At 52.3% G+C, this 19261-nt stretch carries 19 protein-coding genes; 10 read left to right on the top strand and 9 right to left on the bottom strand.

Annotated features, from left to right (window positions below; genetic code table 11):
- The first annotated feature begins 94 nt into the window (after positions 1–94).
- The 3 genes from HED65_RS06765 (at position 95) to HED65_RS06775 (ending at position 1401) form a co-directional block, all read left to right on the top strand.
- Positions 95–472, top strand: a complete 378-nt coding sequence (locus HED65_RS06765) for a hypothetical protein (protein WP_223256808.1) — start codon at positions 95–97, stop codon at positions 470–472.
- A gap of 465 nt (positions 473–937) precedes the next feature.
- Complete coding sequence (locus tag HED65_RS06770; protein ID WP_114977949.1) at positions 938–1189, top strand: hypothetical protein; 252 nt, start codon at positions 938–940, stop codon at positions 1187–1189.
- Positions 1186–1401, top strand: a complete 216-nt coding sequence (locus HED65_RS06775; protein ID WP_028017625.1) for a hypothetical protein — start codon at positions 1186–1188, stop codon at positions 1399–1401. Before HED65_RS06770 ends, HED65_RS06775 begins: the two co-directional genes overlap by 4 nt.
- A gap of 81 nt (positions 1402–1482) precedes the next feature.
- Here the strand turns inward: HED65_RS06775 and yczR are convergent, their stop codons facing one another.
- A complete protein-coding gene (gene yczR, locus HED65_RS06780) occupies positions 1483–2904 on the bottom strand; it encodes a MocR-like transcription factor YczR (protein WP_114977950.1) in 1422 nt (473 codons plus the stop codon).
- A gap of 87 nt (positions 2905–2991) precedes the next feature.
- On the opposite strand from yczR, the gene yczE reads away from it, so the two are divergent.
- From yczE to HED65_RS06795, 3 genes are all read left to right on the top strand, one after another.
- Positions 2992–3603, top strand: coding sequence for a membrane protein YczE (gene yczE / locus HED65_RS06785; RefSeq protein WP_114977951.1), 612 nt, complete (start codon positions 2992–2994; stop codon positions 3601–3603).
- A gap of 77 nt (positions 3604–3680) precedes the next feature.
- Positions 3681–4751, top strand: a complete 1071-nt coding sequence (locus tag HED65_RS06790; protein WP_114977952.1) for a LacI family DNA-binding transcriptional regulator — start codon at positions 3681–3683, stop codon at positions 4749–4751.
- A 103-nt stretch (positions 4752–4854) separates the two neighbouring features.
- Complete coding sequence (locus HED65_RS06795) at positions 4855–7947, top strand: beta-galactosidase (RefSeq protein ID WP_114977953.1); 3093 nt, start codon at positions 4855–4857, stop codon at positions 7945–7947.
- 35 nt (positions 7948–7982) lie between these two features.
- On the opposite strand, the gene HED65_RS06800 is transcribed toward HED65_RS06795, so the two are convergent.
- The gene (locus tag HED65_RS06800) at positions 7983–8798 is read right to left on the bottom strand and encodes a nickel/cobalt efflux protein RcnA (protein WP_114977954.1); all 816 of its coding nucleotides are present in this window, start codon (positions 8796–8798) and stop codon (positions 7983–7985) included.
- A gap of 134 nt (positions 8799–8932) precedes the next feature.
- On the opposite strand from HED65_RS06800, the gene HED65_RS06805 reads away from it, so the two are divergent.
- Complete coding sequence (locus HED65_RS06805; protein WP_114977955.1) at positions 8933–9205, top strand: metal-sensing transcriptional repressor; 273 nt, start codon at positions 8933–8935, stop codon at positions 9203–9205.
- Here HED65_RS06805 and pdeB read toward each other — a convergent pair.
- Positions 9198–10763 carry a cyclic di-3',5'-guanosine monophosphate phosphodiesterase PdeB gene (pdeB, locus tag HED65_RS06810; RefSeq protein WP_114977956.1) on the bottom strand — a complete coding sequence of 522 codons (1566 nt, stop codon included), beginning with the start codon at positions 10761–10763 and terminating at the stop codon, positions 9198–9200. The genes HED65_RS06805 and pdeB overlap by 8 nt on opposite strands.
- A gap of 219 nt (positions 10764–10982) precedes the next feature.
- Here pdeB and HED65_RS06815 point away from each other — a divergent pair, with 219 nt between their 5' ends.
- Together HED65_RS06815 and ykgO are read left to right on the top strand one after the other, a co-directional pair.
- Positions 10983–11243, top strand: coding sequence for a type B 50S ribosomal protein L31 (locus tag HED65_RS06815; protein ID WP_114978094.1), 261 nt, complete (start codon positions 10983–10985; stop codon positions 11241–11243).
- Positions 11244–11245: 2 nt separating this feature from the next.
- Entirely contained in the window at positions 11246–11386 is a 141-nt protein-coding gene (gene ykgO, locus HED65_RS06820; protein ID WP_003859006.1) for a type B 50S ribosomal protein L36, read from the top strand.
- Here ykgO and HED65_RS06825 read toward each other — a convergent pair.
- Complete coding sequence (locus HED65_RS06825) at positions 11383–12093, bottom strand: GNAT family N-acetyltransferase (RefSeq protein ID WP_114977957.1); 711 nt, start codon at positions 12091–12093, stop codon at positions 11383–11385. The genes ykgO and HED65_RS06825 overlap by 4 nt on opposite strands.
- A 101-nt stretch (positions 12094–12194) precedes the next feature.
- Between HED65_RS06825 and pdxR the strand changes: the two genes are divergently transcribed.
- Complete coding sequence (pdxR, locus tag HED65_RS06830) at positions 12195–13655, top strand: MocR-like pyridoxine biosynthesis transcription factor PdxR (protein WP_114977958.1); 1461 nt, start codon at positions 12195–12197, stop codon at positions 13653–13655.
- On the opposite strand, the gene HED65_RS06835 is transcribed toward pdxR, so the two are convergent.
- The 5 genes from HED65_RS06835 to acrB all read right to left on the bottom strand — a co-directional run bounded on the left by HED65_RS06835 (position 13627) and on the right by acrB (position 19254).
- A complete protein-coding gene (locus HED65_RS06835) occupies positions 13627–14094 on the bottom strand; it encodes a YlaC family protein (protein ID WP_114977959.1) in 468 nt (155 codons plus the stop codon). The genes pdxR and HED65_RS06835 overlap by 29 nt on opposite strands.
- A 118-nt stretch (positions 14095–14212) precedes the next feature.
- Positions 14213–14764 carry a maltose O-acetyltransferase gene (gene maa / locus HED65_RS06840; protein WP_114977960.1) on the bottom strand — a complete coding sequence of 184 codons (552 nt, stop codon included), beginning with the start codon at positions 14762–14764 and terminating at the stop codon, positions 14213–14215.
- Positions 14765–14973: 209 nt separating this feature from the next.
- Positions 14974–15192: a hemolysin expression-modulating protein Hha gene (gene hha / locus HED65_RS06845; RefSeq protein ID WP_008499287.1), complete on the bottom strand. Its 219-nt coding sequence runs from the start codon at positions 15190–15192 to the stop codon at positions 14974–14976.
- A 27-nt stretch (positions 15193–15219) separates the two neighbouring features.
- On the bottom strand, positions 15220–15594 hold the full coding sequence (tomB, locus tag HED65_RS06850; protein ID WP_008499288.1) for an Hha toxicity modulator TomB: 375 nt from the start codon (positions 15592–15594) through the stop codon (positions 15220–15222).
- Between the two features lie 513 nt (positions 15595–16107).
- A complete protein-coding gene (gene acrB, locus HED65_RS06855) occupies positions 16108–19254 on the bottom strand; it encodes a multidrug efflux RND transporter permease subunit AcrB (RefSeq protein ID WP_114977961.1) in 3147 nt (1048 codons plus the stop codon).
- Positions 19255–19261: the final 7 nt, after the last annotated feature.

Below are 19261 nucleotides of genomic sequence, written 5' to 3' on the forward strand. Positions count from 1 at the left end.
TCCCCCTGAATTCAATATTGCCGGGCGATGCTTTCGCATCGGCAATCTCATTAAGCTAATCCGTAACGCTATTTTCCCCGCATGACCGCACCCTATGACACTGAAAATAAGAGTTATAGCTAGCCGTCAAGGGCCCACCCATTTGTGCGACAGATATTCCGCTCCCGATCTCACGGTAGATGAGATCGAACATGCCCGTCGTTTGGCCCTGGCAGGTAAAATTGAAGCGTTCACACAATTTGTGAACTCTTGCCGGAGCGTGATCAAAAACTATGAGCCGCCAGTGTTCAAGTACACAGGGGAAAATGTAGTCGCTTTATCTTCTTGTACGGAGGTATCTTTAAGGACTGCGGTTAGTCGTCCGTATTATGGTTATGTTAAAAAAGCCGTAAAAGATGAACAGCCAGAAGACCTATTTACAGTCAAAGGCAGCAATACGAACCTCCAACCACTGATTGAAGAGGTTGGGTGATCCTACATTGTAGTGGAAAATGTAGCTTAGATGGAGTTTGGTCAAAAGCCATACAAAGCCGGGTCAGCCCCGGTTTTTTTGTATCTGTCGCATGAGAAAACGGCTTGCCAGTGTATACTTTTGGTGATACAAAATCATTGCCCCACCGCTTTTTAGTGCATTGAAATACATAGGTTTTGTTAGAAAAATCTTAGCTGGCAGGGCCCCCACCCATTTCTGGCTCCGCAAGATTTTCCCTGCTTCTCCTTTCCCCTTAAACGGTTAGTCCGTAATGTTTATGCGCCTATATCGTGTAATATATATTTCATCGCATTGAAATATTTTTGTCATAAACCTGTAATAATAGACTGTCATTTTATCATTGGATGTCTATTTTCTTCCATAACTCAAAAAAATATATATCTGGATAACTTTGTTAACTTCGTGTATTAAATAAAGCACTTATTCCGAAGGGAAGTGACAAACATGGCTACTGCGGTATTAAACGTTAAAATTGATGGCGCACTAAAAGAAAGACTTCGTCACTATGCGGAAGTGAATAACGAGAATTTAAGCGTGACGACAGAGAAACTGCTGCTGCTGGCATTTGAAGCAGTAGAAGAGGCGGGAGTATCGGAAGAGGATATTGATAATCAGCATACGGAAGAAGAGAGTGTTACTCCTTTTACTCCTAAAGAAATCAAAGCTCTACGTAAACTTCTGAAGAAGAGAAAATGAAACAACAACTGTCTACTGCCAGTGACTACAAAGAGGCCTGTGATTTGTTGCGTTCAGGCTACGTGAAGCATGTACGTCTTGGCTGGAATGTCGGAAGTGATGAGTTCTTTCGTATTGCGTCTGACTGGTGTGATACCGGCGCAAAAATAAAGAAAGACGGTGAAAACTTCGTTATTTCACTGAAAGGTTTTCCTATTCCTCCTCAGCACTAAATCCTGACAGGTGAAAACTGCTGACTGCATGTATTACAGTCAGCAGTTTTTATTTTATGATCTACTTCAAATTTTTAAATATTACACCAGACTGCGTTTTACTGACGGCGCGTTTTTATTCAGGGCGAGCCAGAGTGGTTTGATCCTCAGTAAAGCCTGTTCAAGCTCTGTCGGTTCGAGCGAAAAAGGCATCCGTAAATAGCGGTCAAACGCCCCCGATAAGCCAAACCGTGTGCCAGTCCCCAGGTTGATCCCCAGTATTTCTGCTCGTGCGGCTAACTGTGTTGCCTGCATACCAGGTAGTTCGATCCAGTATGAGAGCCCACCTTCCGCTTCATGAAATTTCCATTCCGGGAAATGTTCACGTAGCAATTCACCACATCGATCACGTCGTTCTGCCAACATTTTTCGTCGGGCAGGGAGAAACGTCTCGCTATTGTTAATCAGCCACAGCGTCGCCAGTTGCTCCAGCAGCGGAGATCCCAGATCCAGGGTATCTCGGGTCTGAGCGAGTGTCGCGATGGTGCGCGAAGAGGCGCGGATCCAGCCGAGACGCAACCCTCCCCAGAAACTTTTTCCGGCAGAACCTAGCGTGATTACGTTGGCTTGCGGGTTAAACGATGCCAGTGGTGGCGGTGGCGGTGAGTCAAACCAGAGATCGACCATCGTCTCATCCACCACCAGCGCCGTGCGGGTTTGCGCGGCGATATCGGTTATTGCCTGACGGGTCGTGATATCCATACATCGCCCGGTCGGGTTATGAAAATCTGGCATCAGATACGCCAGACGAGGCGCCGTCTGGGCAAGCGTTGCCGCAAAGCCATTTGTATCCCAGCCGGTTTCCGGTAGTGACACTCCCACGGGCCGGCATTGCGCCCCCTGAATGGCGGCAATCGCCAGCGGATAGGTGGGATGATCGACCACGACACGATCCCCCGGTCCGGTCATCATCCGCAGTACCAGCGCAAAACCACTGACGGCTCCATTAACCACCATCACCTCGTCCGCCCGGGTCGTAAGACCACGCGAGGTATAGCGTGCAGCGATGGCTTCCCGCAGTGACGGCAACCCAAGCTGATCGTAACCCGTCAGCGAGAGATGCTGGGTAATGGCCGTGAGCGCATGGGTGTAAGCCTGGTGGATCTCTGGCCCGGCATTGAGCGCGGCAGTGGAGAGATCCAGCGCGGCGCTTGCCGCTGAAAGCGTTGGAACCGCGCGCGTATCCGGGAGGATCACGCGTGATCCACTGCCGTGTCGGCTTTCGAGGTATCCCTCTTCGCGCAGATGGGCGAGGGCGCTGCTGATAGTCGTCCGGCTAACATCCAGCGCGGTGGCCAGTTCCCTTTCGCCTGGTAGCCGCGTATTCAGTGCCAGTCTGCCATCAAGGATTAACAGACGCAGCGCGTCGGCCAGCTGACGCCAGAGTGGGGTGCGGGATGAGGTTTGCTGCCAGTGGCCTAAAAGACGTACCAGAGACTGGCTTCCGAAGCGACGTGATGACATATGCAGTCCACTATTTGAAAACTGGACATTAATCATAGTGCCATTTTAGGTCAGGATGAAAGTCTGGTTCACTGGAGAAGATAAAAAATGGTACGTCGTCTGCTACAACTTTATGTTGGTTTAGGGCTGTATGGGCTTTCAACCGCGATGTTTATTCGTTCTGATCTGGGTGTTGATCCATGGGATGTTTTCCACCTTGGGGTAGGGATACAACTGGGGATGACTATCGGGACGGTGATCATTGTGACCGGCGCTGCGGTGCTGCTGCTGTGGATCCCCCTGCGTCAGATGCCGGGTCTTGGCACAATCAGTAACGTGATTTGTATCGGTCTGGCGGCGGACGCCAGCATGGCGCTTATCCCGGAACTTGATTCCTTATCCATTCGAATCGCTTTCCTGGTGTCGGGCATCGTGATGAACGCGATTGCGACCAGCATGTACATCGGTGCGGGTTTCGGGCCTGGCCCACGCGATGGTCTGATGACGGGTATTCATGCTCGTATGGGGTGGTCAATTCGCAGCGTGCGTACGTCAATTGAAGTGTCCGTCCTGCTGATTGGGTGCGTGCTTGGCGGCACGTTTGGTGTGGGAACCGTCTTGTATGCCCTGACCATTGGCCCGCTTATCCAGCTCTGTCTGCCCTGGTTCCGCCAGAAGCCGCGCATTGAGAAAGTACCTCAGCCGGAACGGGTTGTTTAATTTTGCGAAGCGCTCACATGCTTTAACGGCGTCGCTGTGCCAGAATAGAAGCTTCTAAAATTGCGACGCCAGAATGCATGAAAGCAATCACTCTCTATGATGTTGCCCTCCTTGCGGGGGTTTCTTATCAGACCGTGTCCCGTGTCATTAACGATGCGGAACATGTCTCTGCACGTACGCGGGAAAAGGTGCAGCAGGCGATGGCGGAGCTGCATTACGTTCCTAACCTTCGGGCACAGCAGCTGGCGGGTAAACGCACCCGTACGCTGGGTCTCATCACTACCGACCTGGCCCTGCACGCGCCTTCGCAAATTGTGTCGGCGGTAAAATCGCGTGCGGCGGAACAGGGGGCGAGCGTCCTTATTTCCATGGTTGAGCAACCGCAGCAGTGTCAGATCGCGCTTCAGGCATTGCTGGCGCAGCGTGTGGAAGCGCTGCTGGTGAATGTTCCGCTTGACGATCATCACGCTGAACAGCTCAGGGCACTGGCGTCACCCGTCCCGGTGTTGTTCCTCGATGTATCGCCTTCAGCACAGGTGAACAGCCTGGTGTTTAATGCCGAGCAGGGGGCACGTCTGGGCGTTGAGCATTTACTTTCATTAGGGCATCAACGCATTGCCCTGCTGAGTGGACCGGAAAGCTCGGTTTCTGCGCGGGCGCGTATGGCGGGTTGGAAAGCTACGCTGGCACAGGCTGGCCTTGAAGCTATCGCGGTGGCATATGGTGACTGGAGTGCGGCGTGTGGGTACGAGAAAGGACATGTGCTGTTATCGGCGGCGGAATTACCTGATGCCATTCTGGTGGCGAACGATCAAATGGCGCTCGGAGTAATGCGTGCCTGCGCAGAAAAGGGGATATCTATTCCCGGCCAGATATCCGTGGTTGGGTTTGACGATACCGCAGATAGCGCCTGGTTTTCCCCGCCGCTGACGACCGTTCGCCAGGCGTTTCGTGAGGCGGGAGAGCAAAGTGTGGAATGGCTGCTGGCGCCCACTCAGGGTGATGAGTGCTGGCAGGTTCAGTTGCCTGTTACGCTGGTAACCCGTCATTCCAGCGCGCGCCGTGTACCGCAGCAGGCAGAATATGAGGATCTCGTGCAGCAGCTCAGAAACCTGGCGCTACGGGCTGAACAACTTGCCCGTAAATAAGACTTTTGTGATCTGACTCGCTACCCCACGATCGAACACTTTACCGTAACTCAGTGCCAGGGCATGTTAAGCAAAATTGTGAGCGCTTCGTAAAGAGGTCGATATGCCCAACACACCATCGCTGACTCTCAGCGCAATTCTGGCCCGTCGGGACTGGGAAAACCCAGGGGTAACGCAGTGGAACCGCCTGGCTGCACACGCGCCGTTACACAGTTGGCGCCATGAACAACCAGCCCGGGATGATGCCGGTTCCCTCAGCAAGCACTCCCTTAACGGAGAATGGCAATTTAGCTACTTCCCAGCTCCGGAGCAGGTTCCCCAGACATGGGTGACAGAAGATTGCGCGGATGCAGTCGCGATGCCCGTGCCGTCTAACTGGCAGATGCAGGGGTTTGACACCCCCATCTACACCAATGTTACTTATCCTATACCTGTTAACCCACCTTTCGTTCCCCACGAAAACCCGACCGGTTGTTACTCGCTCACATTTGAAGTGGATGATGCCTGGCTGCAGAGCGGGCAAACCCGGATTATCTTTGACGGCGTGAACTCGGCGTTTCATCTATGGTGCAACGGGCAATGGATGGGGTATTCCCAGGACAGCCGACTGCCCGCCGAATTTGATCTCTCGGCGGTATTACGCCCCGGACAAAACCGGCTGGCCGTTATGGTATTACGCTGGTGCGACGGTAGTTATCTGGAAGATCAGGACATGTGGCGCATGAGCGGCATTTTCCGCGATGTGACGTTGCTGCATAAACCCGAGACGCATATAGCTGATTATCAGGTGGCGACAGACCTGAACGTAGAGTTGGACCGTGCAGTACTGAAGGTCGATGTCCAGCTTGCAGGCGCTGGTTTTGCAGACTGCGGGGTGGCCTTTACCCTGTGGCGTAATGGGGAAAAATGCGTCAGCGCAACCCAGTGCCCAGGGTCTGCCATTGTGGATGAGCGCGGCAGTTGGGCCGAGCGTTTAACAGTAGCCATTCCCGTTGAGGCCCCGACGTTATGGAGTGCTGAAACACCGGAGCTGTATCGCCTGACAATCGCGCTTCGGGATGCGCAGGGCAACGTGCTGGAGATTGAAGCCTGCGATGTTGGCTTCCGTCGCGTTGAAATCAGTAACGGTCTGCTGAAACTCAACGGTAAACCGCTGCTGATACGCGGGGTTAACCGGCACGAACATCACCCGGAAAATGGCCAGGTGATGGATGAAGCGACAATGCGCCGTGATATCGAAATCATGAAGCAGCACAACTTTAACGCTGTACGCTGCTCGCACTACCCGAACCATCCACTGTGGTACACATTATGCGACCGCTACGGGTTATATGTTGTTGACGAAGCCAATATCGAAATCCACGGCATGGTGCCGATGAGCCGCCTCGCTGACGATCCGCGCTGGTTGCCCGCCATGAGTGAGCGTGTGACCCGCATGGTGCAACGCGATCGTAATCATCCTTCTATTATCATCTGGTCTCTGGGCAATGAGTCCGGGCATGGCGCGAATCACGATGCCATGTACCGCTGGCTAAAAACCACGGACCCAACGCGCCCGGTACAGTATGAAGGCGGTGGGGCAAACACGGCGGCGACCGATATTGTTTGCCCGATGTACGCCAGGGTCGACCAGGACCAGCCTTTCCCGGCAGTCCCCAAATGGTCAATCAAAAAATGGATCGGCATGCCGGATGAAACGCGTCCGCTGATCCTCTGCGAATACGCCCACGCGATGGGTAACAGCTTCGGTGGATTCGCGAAATACTGGCAGGCGTTTCGCAGCCATCCTCGCCTGCAGGGTGGTTTTGTCTGGGACTGGGTCGATCAGGCCCTGACGAAAAAAGACGAAAATGGCAACACATTCTGGGCGTACGGCGGGGACTTTGGCGATAAACCGAATGACCGTCAGTTCTGTCTCAATGGCCTGGTGTTTCCCGATCGCACGCCACATCCGGCGCTGTATGAGGCGCAGCGCGCGCAGCAGTTTTTCACTTTTACGTGGGTGAGTACGTCACCACGGGTGTTTGCGGTGCGAAGCGACTATCTGTTCCGCCATACCGATAACGAAGTGCTGAAATGGACGATTGCCCGGGATGGAAACGTGCTGGCCGCGGGCGAGGTGACGCTCGCTATTGCTCCCGGAGGAACTCAGCATGTGGAAATCGATCTTCCGGAGATCAAGCCTGAACCGTGTGAAGTCTGGCTGAATGTTGAAGTATCTCAACCACGGGCAACACCGTGGTCGCCGGCAAACCATCGCTGCGCATGGGAACAGTGGCCGCTTCCGGCCCCGCTGTTTATTTCACCGCCAGCTCCCACGGGTGTGGTTCCTGTTTTGACGCAAAACGCTCGTATGCTTGAGGTTACGCACCAGCAACAACGCTGGCAGTTCGACCGCCTGTCAGGAAACCTGACCCAATGGTGGCGTAATGGTGTTGAAACGCTGGTTTCACCTGTGACGGATAACTTTAGCCGTGCGCCGCTGGACAACGACATTGGTGTGAGTGAAGCGACGCAAATCGATCCGAATGCCTGGGTAGAGCGCTGGAAAGCAGCAGGTATGTACGATCTCACTTCGCGCGTGCTGCTCTGTGAGGCAGAGCAGCACGCAGGTGAGGTGGTGGTCACCACCCTGCATGCCCTGGAGTATCGTGGCAAAGCGCAGTTCCTGAGTCGTAAAATTTGGCGGGTGGATGATCAGGGTGTGCTGCATGGTGATATTCAGGTCGATGTTGCGTCTGATATCCCTGAACCCGCGCGCATTGGCCTGAGCGTTCACCTCGTCGAAGCGCCGGAAAATGTTCACTGGCTGGGGTTGGGTCCACATGAAAACTACCCGGACAGAAAGCTGGCGGCGCAACAGGGGCGCTGGAAATTACCTCTGGAGGCGATGCACACACCGTATATTTTCCCGACGGAAAATGGTTTGCGCTGCGATACCCGCGAACTAGTGCTGGGAAGGCACCAGTTAAAGGGTCGGTTCCATTTCTCCGCGAGCCGCTACAGCCAACAGCAGTTGCGTGAGACAACCCATCATCATTTGTTGCGTGAGGAGCCAGGTTGCTGGCTCAATCTCGATGCGTTCCATATGGGCGTGGGTGGCGACGATTCCTGGAGCCCCAGCGTCTCGCCGGAATTCATCCTGCAGGAGCACCAACTTCGTTATACCTTCAGCTGGCGGCAAAACCTTAACTAACCTCTGAGATACGGCCACCTGGGGTGGCCGTATGCTTAAGCCAGGATCCCGCTTAATCCATGCAGGCCCATGTAAACCCCTACCAGGGTAATCAGTGCCGCTGAGATCCACGGCGCTTTTCGTGAAAATTTGCTAAACCCGGGCCAGCGTTTTGACGCATGCTTGAGGCTTAAAGCGGCAATTGCGCCGGAAGCCACCAGCGTGATCGCCAGACCAATACTGAAACTGAACACCAGCGTTGCGCCGAGGGCAAAATGCTTCAGTTGCAGGCAGATCAGCAGGACTGTAATGGATGCAGGGCAGGGGATAAGCCCCCCGGTCAGGCCAAACATCGCGATCTGCCCGGTGGTGACATTTTGACCGTTGAAACGTCGGTTAATATCCTGTGCGTGCGCCCGTTGATGGGCGTCCTGCCACTCCTCCTCAACCAGTTGATGTCCATGGTGGTGATGCTCATGGTCATGGTCATGGTCATGGTCATGGTGGTGATCGTGATGGTGATCGTGCGGCTGACTCTCTTTCCAGGTTCGCCAGGCCATCCACAAGGCGATTGCTATGATCAATACCCCGGAGATCAGCTGGAACCAGGGCTCGGACGTGTGTGCATCCCATCCCTGACCAAACCATAAGCCAGCCATGGCAATGATCCAGACCACCGCCGTGTGGGAAAGTGTTGCCGCCAGCCCGAGCATCACAGCCTGTTTCATCGTACCGCGGATTGCCACGATAAAGGCGGCCATCATCGTTTTTGAGTGGCCCGGTTCGAGGCCATGCAGCGCGCCGAGCAGGATAGCGCTGGGGACAAACAGCCAGGCGTTGCCCTGCTGCAGGAGTGAAGCAAAATCGTTCATCGAAGATTCCGGAATGGAAAGCGAGATTAAATACTACTCCCCCCCAGTAGGTTAATACTACCCCCCAGTAGAAAAATACTCAGGGGGAGTAGAGCGTGATATGCTTTAAAAGCCAATAAATGAGGAATAAAGAGATGTCACATACGATTCGCGACAAAAAAATGTTATTGACTCGCCTGAAGAAAATACAGGGACAGAGCACTGCCCTGGAAAAAATGCTTAATGGCGATCACGAATGTGCTGACGTGTTACAGCAGTTGGCGGCGATCCGTGGGGCGGTAAATGGCATGATGATGCAGGTGATAGAAGGACATCTGACCGATCATGTGGTGAAAGAGCCAGAAGAGACTCAACGTGAAGCTGATCTTGGCGTGGTGTTACAGGTGATCAAATCCTACCTTAAGTAGAATGCGACCTGAGGTTATTTTCTGCCCAAAAAATAAATTCCGCTTTTGGCAGCGCCTTACTGTAGTACCACCCCTGTCCATACTGCACCCCGTGGCGGTGCAACCAGTCGAGCTGTCCTGCGGTCTCAATCCCCTCCGCAACCATCGCCAGTTTTAGCGATTTTGCTATTTCAATAATGTGCGGGGTGACGTTTTTGTACTCCAGTGCATCCACAAACGATTTATCAATTTTTAGCGTATCGACATCAAGATCCTGCAGATAACTCAGGCTGGAATAGCCAGTGCCAAAATCATCAATATAGACAGAGTGCCCTGAACGACGGAAGGCGGCGATGGCTGGCGCGCTGATTTTAGGGTCGGCAAAGCCACGTTCGGTTAACTCAAGGGCGATTTGTTTAGGATGGATTTTCCACTTATTCAGTAATTGACTCAGCAGAGGTGGCAGATCGCCAGAGGTCAAATCAGCTGGCGCCAGGTTGATAGAGATATGCTGTTCTTCGTGAAGGTGCAGCCAGTTGCCCATATCTTCGAATACTTTTTCGATAACTAACTGGGTCAGTTGCGAGATGAGCCCGGTTTGCTCTGCAAGAGGAACAAAAATATCAGGCGCGAGGATGCTCCCGTCTGGCTGAGGCCAGCGTGCCAGTGCCTCTGCACCCACAATTTTTCCGCTACAGAGTGCCACGATGGGTTGATAGTGAACCACAATGTCGCGGTTGTTAATGGCGTCAAGCAGGCGATTGCGCGGCGACTGGATACGGCGCAACACGCGCAAGACAAAGAATGCGGCAAGCAGGCTTATCAGCATGCCAAAGGGTAGCCAGAAAAGAAGTTGCTGATGCCAGGTTTCCGCCAGTGGCTTGAGTGCAGCCCAGGCGACCACCGTAAAACCCAGCTCAGGAATCGGCTTCATCACGTACATGGCGCCGTTGTATTGAATGCCGGTGACCTTCTGGCCCATAACCATGTTACGGATATGCGGATCAAGTTTGTTGGTGCTGGCAAAAATGAGATGTGTTTTGTGCCCCACCAGGGCAGCATTTATCGTGAGCTGACTTAAAGGGATCACATCCACAAGTGAAGCCGGATCAATAAGCACAAGATAATGACCTTTGCCCATGACAGCCATGTAGCGGTTAAAGCCGAGATCATTTTGTGTGGTTAGCCATGTGCTGTAACCATCTTCTGTAATACGCATCGGAGGGGGGAAATAGACCGCTTTGCTGGCTTGCTCAAGGGAAGAGCAGAGGATTTTAAGGTTGTCGACATAGATAACTTCCTGGACATAACGCCACGAGAAAGCGGACCGGCGCATTTCCATCAAATGTGAAGGGCTACAGGGGACTCCCTTAAACGCCTGCAACTGATTTAGCGCTTCTTTTGCCTGCTCCACGACCAGGTCAGTACGTACCAGTACACGTGAAGCATACCTGTCCAGCGCATCGACAAATTGTTCTTCCGCCTGGCGATGCGCAAGCCAGATGCTCAGGCAAATGGGGAGCAGCACAGAAAGGATAAGTACGCCAGTCACCAGACTGACCAGATGTCGGGTATTCATGCTGTCGTTTCCTTCCTCATGTGCCCGTTCCTGGGCACCGAGTTCCCTGCCAGAAGAGAAAGATTTTACCGCGAAATGATGTAGTTATAGCACGTGTACGGCGTTGTTTTCATTTTATCTAAGGCAAATCAGAAAATAACATCAGGATAGAGGGGGTTGTTATTTCAGCAGAGTCCCGATATTATCTGTTATGTTATAACAGAACACAAAGAGCTTACGATGAAACCAGATTTCCATCCCGCCTATCGCACCGTGGTTTTCCACGACACCAGTGCCAATGAGTACTTTAAAGTTGGCTCGACTATTAAAACCGACCGCGAAATTGAACTCGACGGTGAAACCTATCCCTACATCACTATTGAGGTCTCTTCAAAATCGCATCCGTTCTATACCGGCAAGCAGAAAACGTTCTCTACGGATGGCAGCGCGGCACGCTTCCGCAAGCGTTTTGGTGGTTTTCTTAATGCGAAACGGGGCTAACTATGCAGGTACTTAACTCATTACGTAGTGCGAAACAGCGCCACCCGGATTGCCAGATAGTCAAACGCAAGGGACGCTTATATGTGATTTGCAAATCTAACCCGCGCTTTAAAGCGGTTCAGGGACGTAAAAAAAGACGCTAGATGCGTGTTTCTCGCCAACTTTCCAGGGATCTTTTCTGTTTGCCATCGGCAGTAAAATTGTCGGTGGCAAGCCAACCTTCAAAGGCCTTCGCCAGCACAGGCCACTCTTTGTCGAGTATCGAAAACCAGTCGGTATCCCGGTTATGACCTTTTGTGACCAACGCCTGGCGAAAACGCCCCTCAAACTGAAAACCAAGACGCAGTGCGGCCTTGCGCGATGGCTCGTTCAGACTGTTACATTTCCATTCATAACGACGGTAGCCAAGAGTATCGAACACGTACTGCATCAGCAGATATTGCGCTTCTGTTGACTCTGGCGTGCGGCTTAACAGTGGGGAGAAATGAACATGCCCCACTTCCACTACACCGTTTTTAGGATCGATCCGCATCAGGGCCAGTGTTCCGACCGGAGACTGGGTCTGGTTATTAATTACGGTAAAGTGAATGGGATCGGATAATTCACACACGCTCGCCACCCACCCTGCAAACTCACCCGCCGAGGCATCTGGCTCCCGTAGCAGCCATGTCCAGCTGCGGGTATCTTCGGCCCGGGAATAAGCGCTGAACAGTGCGTCGGCATGCTCCACCCGCAGAGGCTCAAGTCGACAATATCGCCCCTGAAGAACAACCCGGGACGGGGGCTGACGAGGTTGCCAGTCGATAAGGGGCTCTCCCACTGGCTGACCAAATTGATTGAATGTCTTCATCTTAATATCCGTGACGTTGAAAAGAGCTCCAGATTAGTAAGTTACTGGTTCCATAAAAAGAACCACTCGGCTATGTTTTGGTGGTACCAGCAGGAGGTGGGATGAATATACCGGGTGATGAATTTTATACGTTGCTCAATGCTGCTCTGAAAGTTCGTGGGGAAGAGACGCTTCAACGTACGCTCTATCTAACATTGCGGGAGGCCATACTGTGCGGCAGGTTACAGTCTGGCTGCCAGCTTGCGGGTTCGCGAACGCTGGCGCATCAGCTTTCTCTTTCGCGGAACACCGTGAATGCAGCGCTGGAGCAACTCACGCTCGAAGGATATTTACTGCGCAACCGCCAGGGAACGCGTGTGGCACAGTTAGCTCAACGTTCTGTCGCTCAGGCATTACCGGACGCTGTCATCACGCTCGCAAAGCGCGTCTCCTTGTTACCTGCACCAGTGGCCCGGGATACACCGGTTATGGCGTTCACCCCCGGAACGCCTGCCATCAACTATTTTCCTCTACCGCTGTGGCGACGCTTGTACGATCGCGTATTACGGGAGGAGGGAAGTAGTTTGCTGGGGTATGGTTCCCCTGCCGGGGAGCCGTCGCTGCGGGCGGCTATCGCCCGTCATCTTGCCCTGTCTCGCGGCATTGACTGCGACGCCAGCCAGATTGTAATAACGGAAGGGGCTCTTGAGGGCGTCAATCTTTGTACGATGCTGCTGAGCGAGCAGGGGGATGTTGCCTGGGTGGAAAATCCCGGATATAGCGGGGCAAAAAGTGCCTTTGTGAAAAATGGTTTGGGGATGACGGGAATACCTGTCGATGACGAGGGAATGTACTGGGAAGGATTGGATGTTCCTTCCCCCTCGCTTATTTTCACCTCCCCTTCGCATCAGTTCCCTTACGGAAGCGTACTCAGCGCGCGACGGCGTCTGGCGCTGCTGGAACTTGCCCGGCAACATAACGCCTGGATTATTGAGGATGATTACGACAGTGAGTTCCGTTACACCGGTGAGCCAGTACCGGCAATGTTGGGAATGGTACCTAACGCCCCTGTTGTCTATCTGGGGACATTCAGCAAAACCCTGTTCCCATCGCTCAGAATGGGGTTCATGGTGTTACCCCCGGCGCTGGCAAAGGCGGCTCATCCGGCCATTGGTGCGCTGTTACGCGGTGGGCACCGAGCTGAACAGCGTACTCTGGCGCTGTTTATTGAAGAAGGACATTATGCCCGTCATTTAGCCGCCATGCGCCGGCTCTATCGTAAACGTTACCGCCAGTTGCGGGAGGTACTGAGTGTGGAGCTTCATACTCCGCATCGCATTCTTGCGGGTGAGGGAGGAATGCATCTGACGCTTACAATAGAAGGTATTGATGACCAGAAGCTGGTGGAGCAGGCGAGGGCGTTTCAGTTGGCCCCCGCTGCATTGAGCGGATATTACCTGGATAAGAAGCAGGGACAAACCGGTCTGGTTTTAGGTTACGGCAATACCTCTGCTTCTCAGTTTGTGCCGGGGATCCGACGCCTGCAGGCGTTAATTACGCAGCAACAGGGCGAGAAAGGGTAAAGACATCGTAGAAAGAAAGCTGACCTTTGGTAGAGATCATTTTCTGTAGCTTCTCTTTTTGCACGCTTTCGACAGCCGGAGAGTGCATGATGCTGTCGATCAGCTCCGTTGGTACGTAACGGGTGTTGTACCACTCGCCGTTGTAGCAGACCCGAAAATCGAGTACGTCGATATCTTCGTAGTGGTAGCGGGGATTCACGTCGAAAAAGAAAAAGGCGTTAAAAACGACAAACAGCACAACGAGCAGCCAGACGGAGTCCACCAGTGTTTCGGATTTCAGCATCACAATAAGCGTCGCCAGCCAGGCGGCATACATTGCGACAAACAGTCCGGGATGTTTGCGGATAAAGCTAATGCTAAAGCGCGGGCGATTGTCGCGCTTTTCGCGGAGGTTAAGATCGTCGATGGTGGCAGTGAGCAGGCGCTGTATCTCGGTCATTTTTTGCCTTCATGAGAGTTGACAATACAGGGGATCTGCCAATTTTAGGGGAGCCATTTGGTTGAAAAAAGTAACAGTATGGCGCTAAAAGACCATAACAGTTGACTCCCCCGCAGCTTTACAGGTTTTTGATGATTTTTGCCGGATTACCGCCAACGACGACATTGGCCGGGACATCTTTCGTCACGACAGCACCGGAGGCCACCACCACATTATCGCCAATGGTTACGCCTGGATTAATGACCGCACGTCCGCCAATCCAGACATTGTTACCAATACTCACGGGTTTGCCAAACTCCACGCCGCTATTACGTTCCTCTGCGTCCAGTGGATGGGTTGCTGTATAAATATGAACACCCGGTGCGAGCATGCAGTTATCACCTATGTGAATAGGGCACACATCCAGCATCACGCAATCGAAGTTAGCGTAAAAGTCCTTACCCAGATAAATGTTATATCCGTAGTCGCAGCGGAAGCTCGGTTCAATATAAGCCCCTTCGCTTTGCCCCAGAAGTTCCGCCAGAATGTTCTGGCGTTCTGTTTTTTCATCAGGCGCGGTGTGGTTATAGCGATGAATCAGATGGCGGGCTCTCAGTCGGTCGGTCCGTAATGTCTCATCACCGGGGCGGTAAGGTTCACCTGCTATCATCTTCTGTTTTTCAATGCTCATCCTGGAAACCTCTCTGAACGTAGTTACCGCAGGGTAATCTTAACCGCTCAGCATGGGAACGTTCCCTAATAACCGATGTGACTATTGTCACAACATTGTTGCTGATGAGCACGTTTTACACGGAGGCCTGCTTTTGCACAGGAAACATAACGGGATAGGTGAATACAGTTCAGAACGTGGCGTAGAACTCTACAGACACACTTCAAAGATTAACGGACAAATTTCCATACAGAAGTAGGAATTTTGTCATACAACTTATTCATCGTCAGCTCAGCAAGACGATGGTCAGCAGCTGAATAAAATACCGCCAGTTCATTATCAGAAAGCTCGTATTTATTCTTTTCAATGACACGTTCGAGCGTGTCAATTGACTGACAACGTCGTAAACGCATCAAATAATCGATTTTTGTGAGTGGTTTATCAGACATAAATTCACCTTAGTAATTGTAATAATTTTAACAGGAAAGACTAACCGGGTTAGCTCTGCTCACGTTGACGAAACAGCGGAATAGCCGGTTTCCCGATTTACGCCATTTTTGCAAATCCTGGGCGTTAATGCCGTAACTGCTGAACAACATAAAGGTGTCATCCAGGTATTCATCAATTTGCTCAATGAGCTTATTATCTTCATTGTACTTAATTTTATAATTAAGTGCGAAGGTTGCGATATGCTCTATCAGCTCATTCAACTGTAAATTGATGGCAGACGTTGGGTCGTTCACCCAGCCATGGTTACTTTCATCAAGATTGGCAAGGCAGTCATGGTACAAGGATTCGCAGAGAAATTTCAACTGCGCGATATCATGCCTTTTTGGCGAGTACTCGTCCATAGCGCATCCCCTTCTGAGTGATTTCTTACTCACCGAACAACATTGTCGGGATGGATACAACATACTTAGCCACACGGGTGCTGTGTTCCTGATATCTCTAACTATAAGCCACTCCATTCAAGATTTCACCGCGCTATTACGAAAAATTACAAATAAAACCGCAGACTGCGAGCGTTTACGCAAATGTTTGTCCGGAACTGAACATTTTTCTCTAAATTAACAATAAATTTTTTTTCGCTCCCTTACGTTTCATCGGTTTAGCTTTAACGATGGGAAGACGTCCTGGTCCTGTGTTCTGTTTGTTCGGACTTGCTGTTAGGAATATTCCTAATAACTTAAGCGTGGAAATGAAATTAAAAAAATCCCGAATTCACCGATTAAGTTATCAGTTAATTATGATATGTCTAATAAACATGGCAGGAAATAAATGGAAGCACAATAAGCGTATTTTATGATTTTTTCAGAAAATGAAAAAGGCCGCTAATGCGGCCTTTTTATCACGTGAAACCGGTATCAGTGATGCTCTACTGAATGACTGTGTTCAACATCTTCATTCTTACGACTGAAGCGGCGGCGAACCACCACGAAGAACACCGGTACGAAGAAGATGGCAAGAATGGTCGCGGTGACCATACCACCCATTACACCTGTACCTACTGCGTTCTGCGCACCGGAGCCAGCACCAGAGCTGATAACCAGTGGCATAACGCCGAGGATAAACGCCAGCGACGTCATCAGGATTGGACGCAGACGCATACGAACCGCTTCCAGTGTCGCCTCAATCAGGCCTTTACCTTCTTTCTCCATCAGGTCTTTGGCGAATTCCACGATAAGTATCGCGTTCTTCGCCGACAAGCCAATGGTTGTCAACAGACCTACCTGGAAGTACACGTCGTTGGTCAGGCCACGGAACGTTGCGGCAAGCAGTGCACCGATAACCCCCAGCGGAACCACCAGCATGACGGAGAACGGAATCGACCAGCTCTCGTACAGTGCTGCCAGACACAGGAAGACCACAATCAGCGAGATGGCGTACAGGGCAGGGGCCTGGTTACCGGACAGACGTTCCTGATAGGACATACCGGTCCAGTCGTAGCCAATTCCCGAAGGCAGCTTGCTCGCCAGTTGCTCCATCATCGCCATCGCTTCACCGGTGCTTCGACCCGGTGCAGCCTGACCCAGAATTTCCATGGAAGGCAGACCGTTATAGCGCTCCAGACGCGGTGAACCGTATTCCCAGCGTGATGTTGAGAACGCCGAGAACGGTACCATCTGACCGTTACTGCCGCGCACGTACCAGTTATTGATATCGTTCGGCAACATACGGTATTGGGCTTCTGACATCACGTACACTTTCTTCACACGACCACGGTCGATGAAGTCATTGACGTAGCTACCGCCCCAGGCAGCGCCCAGTGTGGTATTGATGTCACTGATGGAAACACCCAGCGCCTGTGCTTTTTCCTGATCGATATCGATCTTGTACTGAGGCGTATCTTCCAGGCCGTTAGGACGCACGCCAACCAGCAGGTCAGGGTGTTTCGCCACTTCGCCGAACAGTTGGTTACGTGCCTGCGTCAGTTTTTCGTGGCCCAGGCCGCCCTGGTCAATCAGCTGGAAGTCAAAACCAGTCGCTGTACCCAGTTCAACAATCGCTGGCAGGTTAAAGGCAAAGACCATCGCATCTTTGATCTTCGAGAACGTGCCCATGGCACGGCCAGTAATCGCTTCGACCTTGTTTTCCTTACCTGGACGTTCAGACCAGTCTTTCAGGGAAACGAAGGCAATACCGGTGTTCTGACCACGACCCGCAAAACCAAAGCCGTTAACCGCAAACACGGATTCAACGTTGTCTTTCTCTTTGGTGAGGTAGTAGTCGGTCATCTCATCCAGCACTTTCTGGGTACGCTCTTGTGTCGCCCCCGCCGGAAGCTGAGCCATACTCAGGAACACGCCCTGGTCTTCGTCTGGCAGGAACGAACTTGGCAGACGAACGAACAGATAGGCCATGCCCACCACGATGATGATATAGAGCAGCAAGTAACGACCGGTGCTGCGCAGGATGTTGCCCACGCTGTCGGTGTAGTGGTGCGTGCTCTTATCAAACATGCGGTTAAACCAGCCGAAGAACCCTTTGTGCTCGCCGTGACCGCCTTTCTGAATTGGCTTCAGCATGGTGGCACACAGTGCAGGTGTCAGGATCAACGCAACCAGTACTGACAGCGCCATTGCAGAAACAATGGTAATCGAGAACTGACGATAAATCGCACCGGTAGACCCCCCGAAGAACGCCATCGGGATAAATACCGCCGACAGTACCATCGCGATACCGACCAACGCGCCCTGGATCTGGCCCATTGATTTACGTGTGGCTTCCTTCGGCGGCAGACCTTCCTCCGCCATGACACGCTCGACGTTCTCTACTACTACGATGGCATCATCCACCAGCAAGCCGATGGCGAGAACCATCCCGAACATCGTCAGGGTGTTTATCGAATAACCGAATATCGACAGGATGGCGAAGGTTCCGAGCAATACGACCGGAACGGCGATGGTTGGAATCAACGTCGCACGGAAGTTTTGCAGGAACAGATACATCACCAGGAATACCAGGATGATCGCTTCTACCAGGGTTTTAACCACTTCGTGGATCGAGATTTTAACGAACGGCGTGGTGTCATACGGGTAGACAATTTTCAGGCCTGAAGGGAAGTACGGTTCCATCTTCTTCAGTTCTGCGCGGATCGCATTTGCCGTATCCAGGGCGTTAGCGCCTGTTGCCAGCTTAATACCCAGACCGGATGCCGGTTTGCCGTTGTACTTCGCGATGATGTCGTAGTTCTCGCCACCCAGCTCCACTTTTGCCACGTCACGCAGGCGAACCTGCGAACCGTCCTGATTCACTTTCAGCAGGATCTTGCTGAACTCATCGGCAGAGGTCAGACGCGTTTGCGCAATGATCGACGCGTTAAGTTGCTGGCCTTTCACCGGCGGCGTACCACCTAACTGACCGGCAGCAACCTGGGCGTTCTGAGCTTTGATTGCACTGATTACATCAACCGGCGTCAGCTGGAAGTTGTTCAGTTTGTTCGGGTCCATCCAGATACGCATCGCGTACTGGGAACCGAACAGCTGAACGTCACCCACACCAGAAGTACGGCTAATGGCATCCTTCATGTTGGCACCCACGTAGTCGGAAATATCCTCCTGCGTCATGGTGCCGTTGGTGTTAATAACCCCGACAACCATCAGGAAGCTACTGGACGATTTCTCGACGCTCACACCCTGCTGTTGTACTTCCTGCGGCAGCAGCGGCATCGCCAGTTGCAGTTTGTTCTGCACCTGAACCTGCGCGATGTCAGCATCCGTACCTGACTGGAAGGTCAGAGTGATCTGTACCGTACCAGTGGAGTCACTGTTTGAGGACATGTACATCAGGTTATCGATACCGTTCATGTTCTGTTCGATAACCTGAGTGACAGTGTCCTGCACTGTTTTCGCATCAGCCCCTGGGTAGGTCGCGGAAATTGTTACCGCCGGTGGCGCAATGGTCGGATATTGCGCGACAGGCAGCTTCAGGATCGCAAGTCCCCCAGCCAACATGATGATTATGGCGATCACCCACGCAAATATGGGGCGATCGATAAAGAAATTAGGCATGTCTTAA

The organism is Pantoea sp. LS15, assembly GCF_012241585.1.
GTDB lineage: Bacteria > Pseudomonadota > Gammaproteobacteria > Enterobacterales > Enterobacteriaceae > Enterobacter.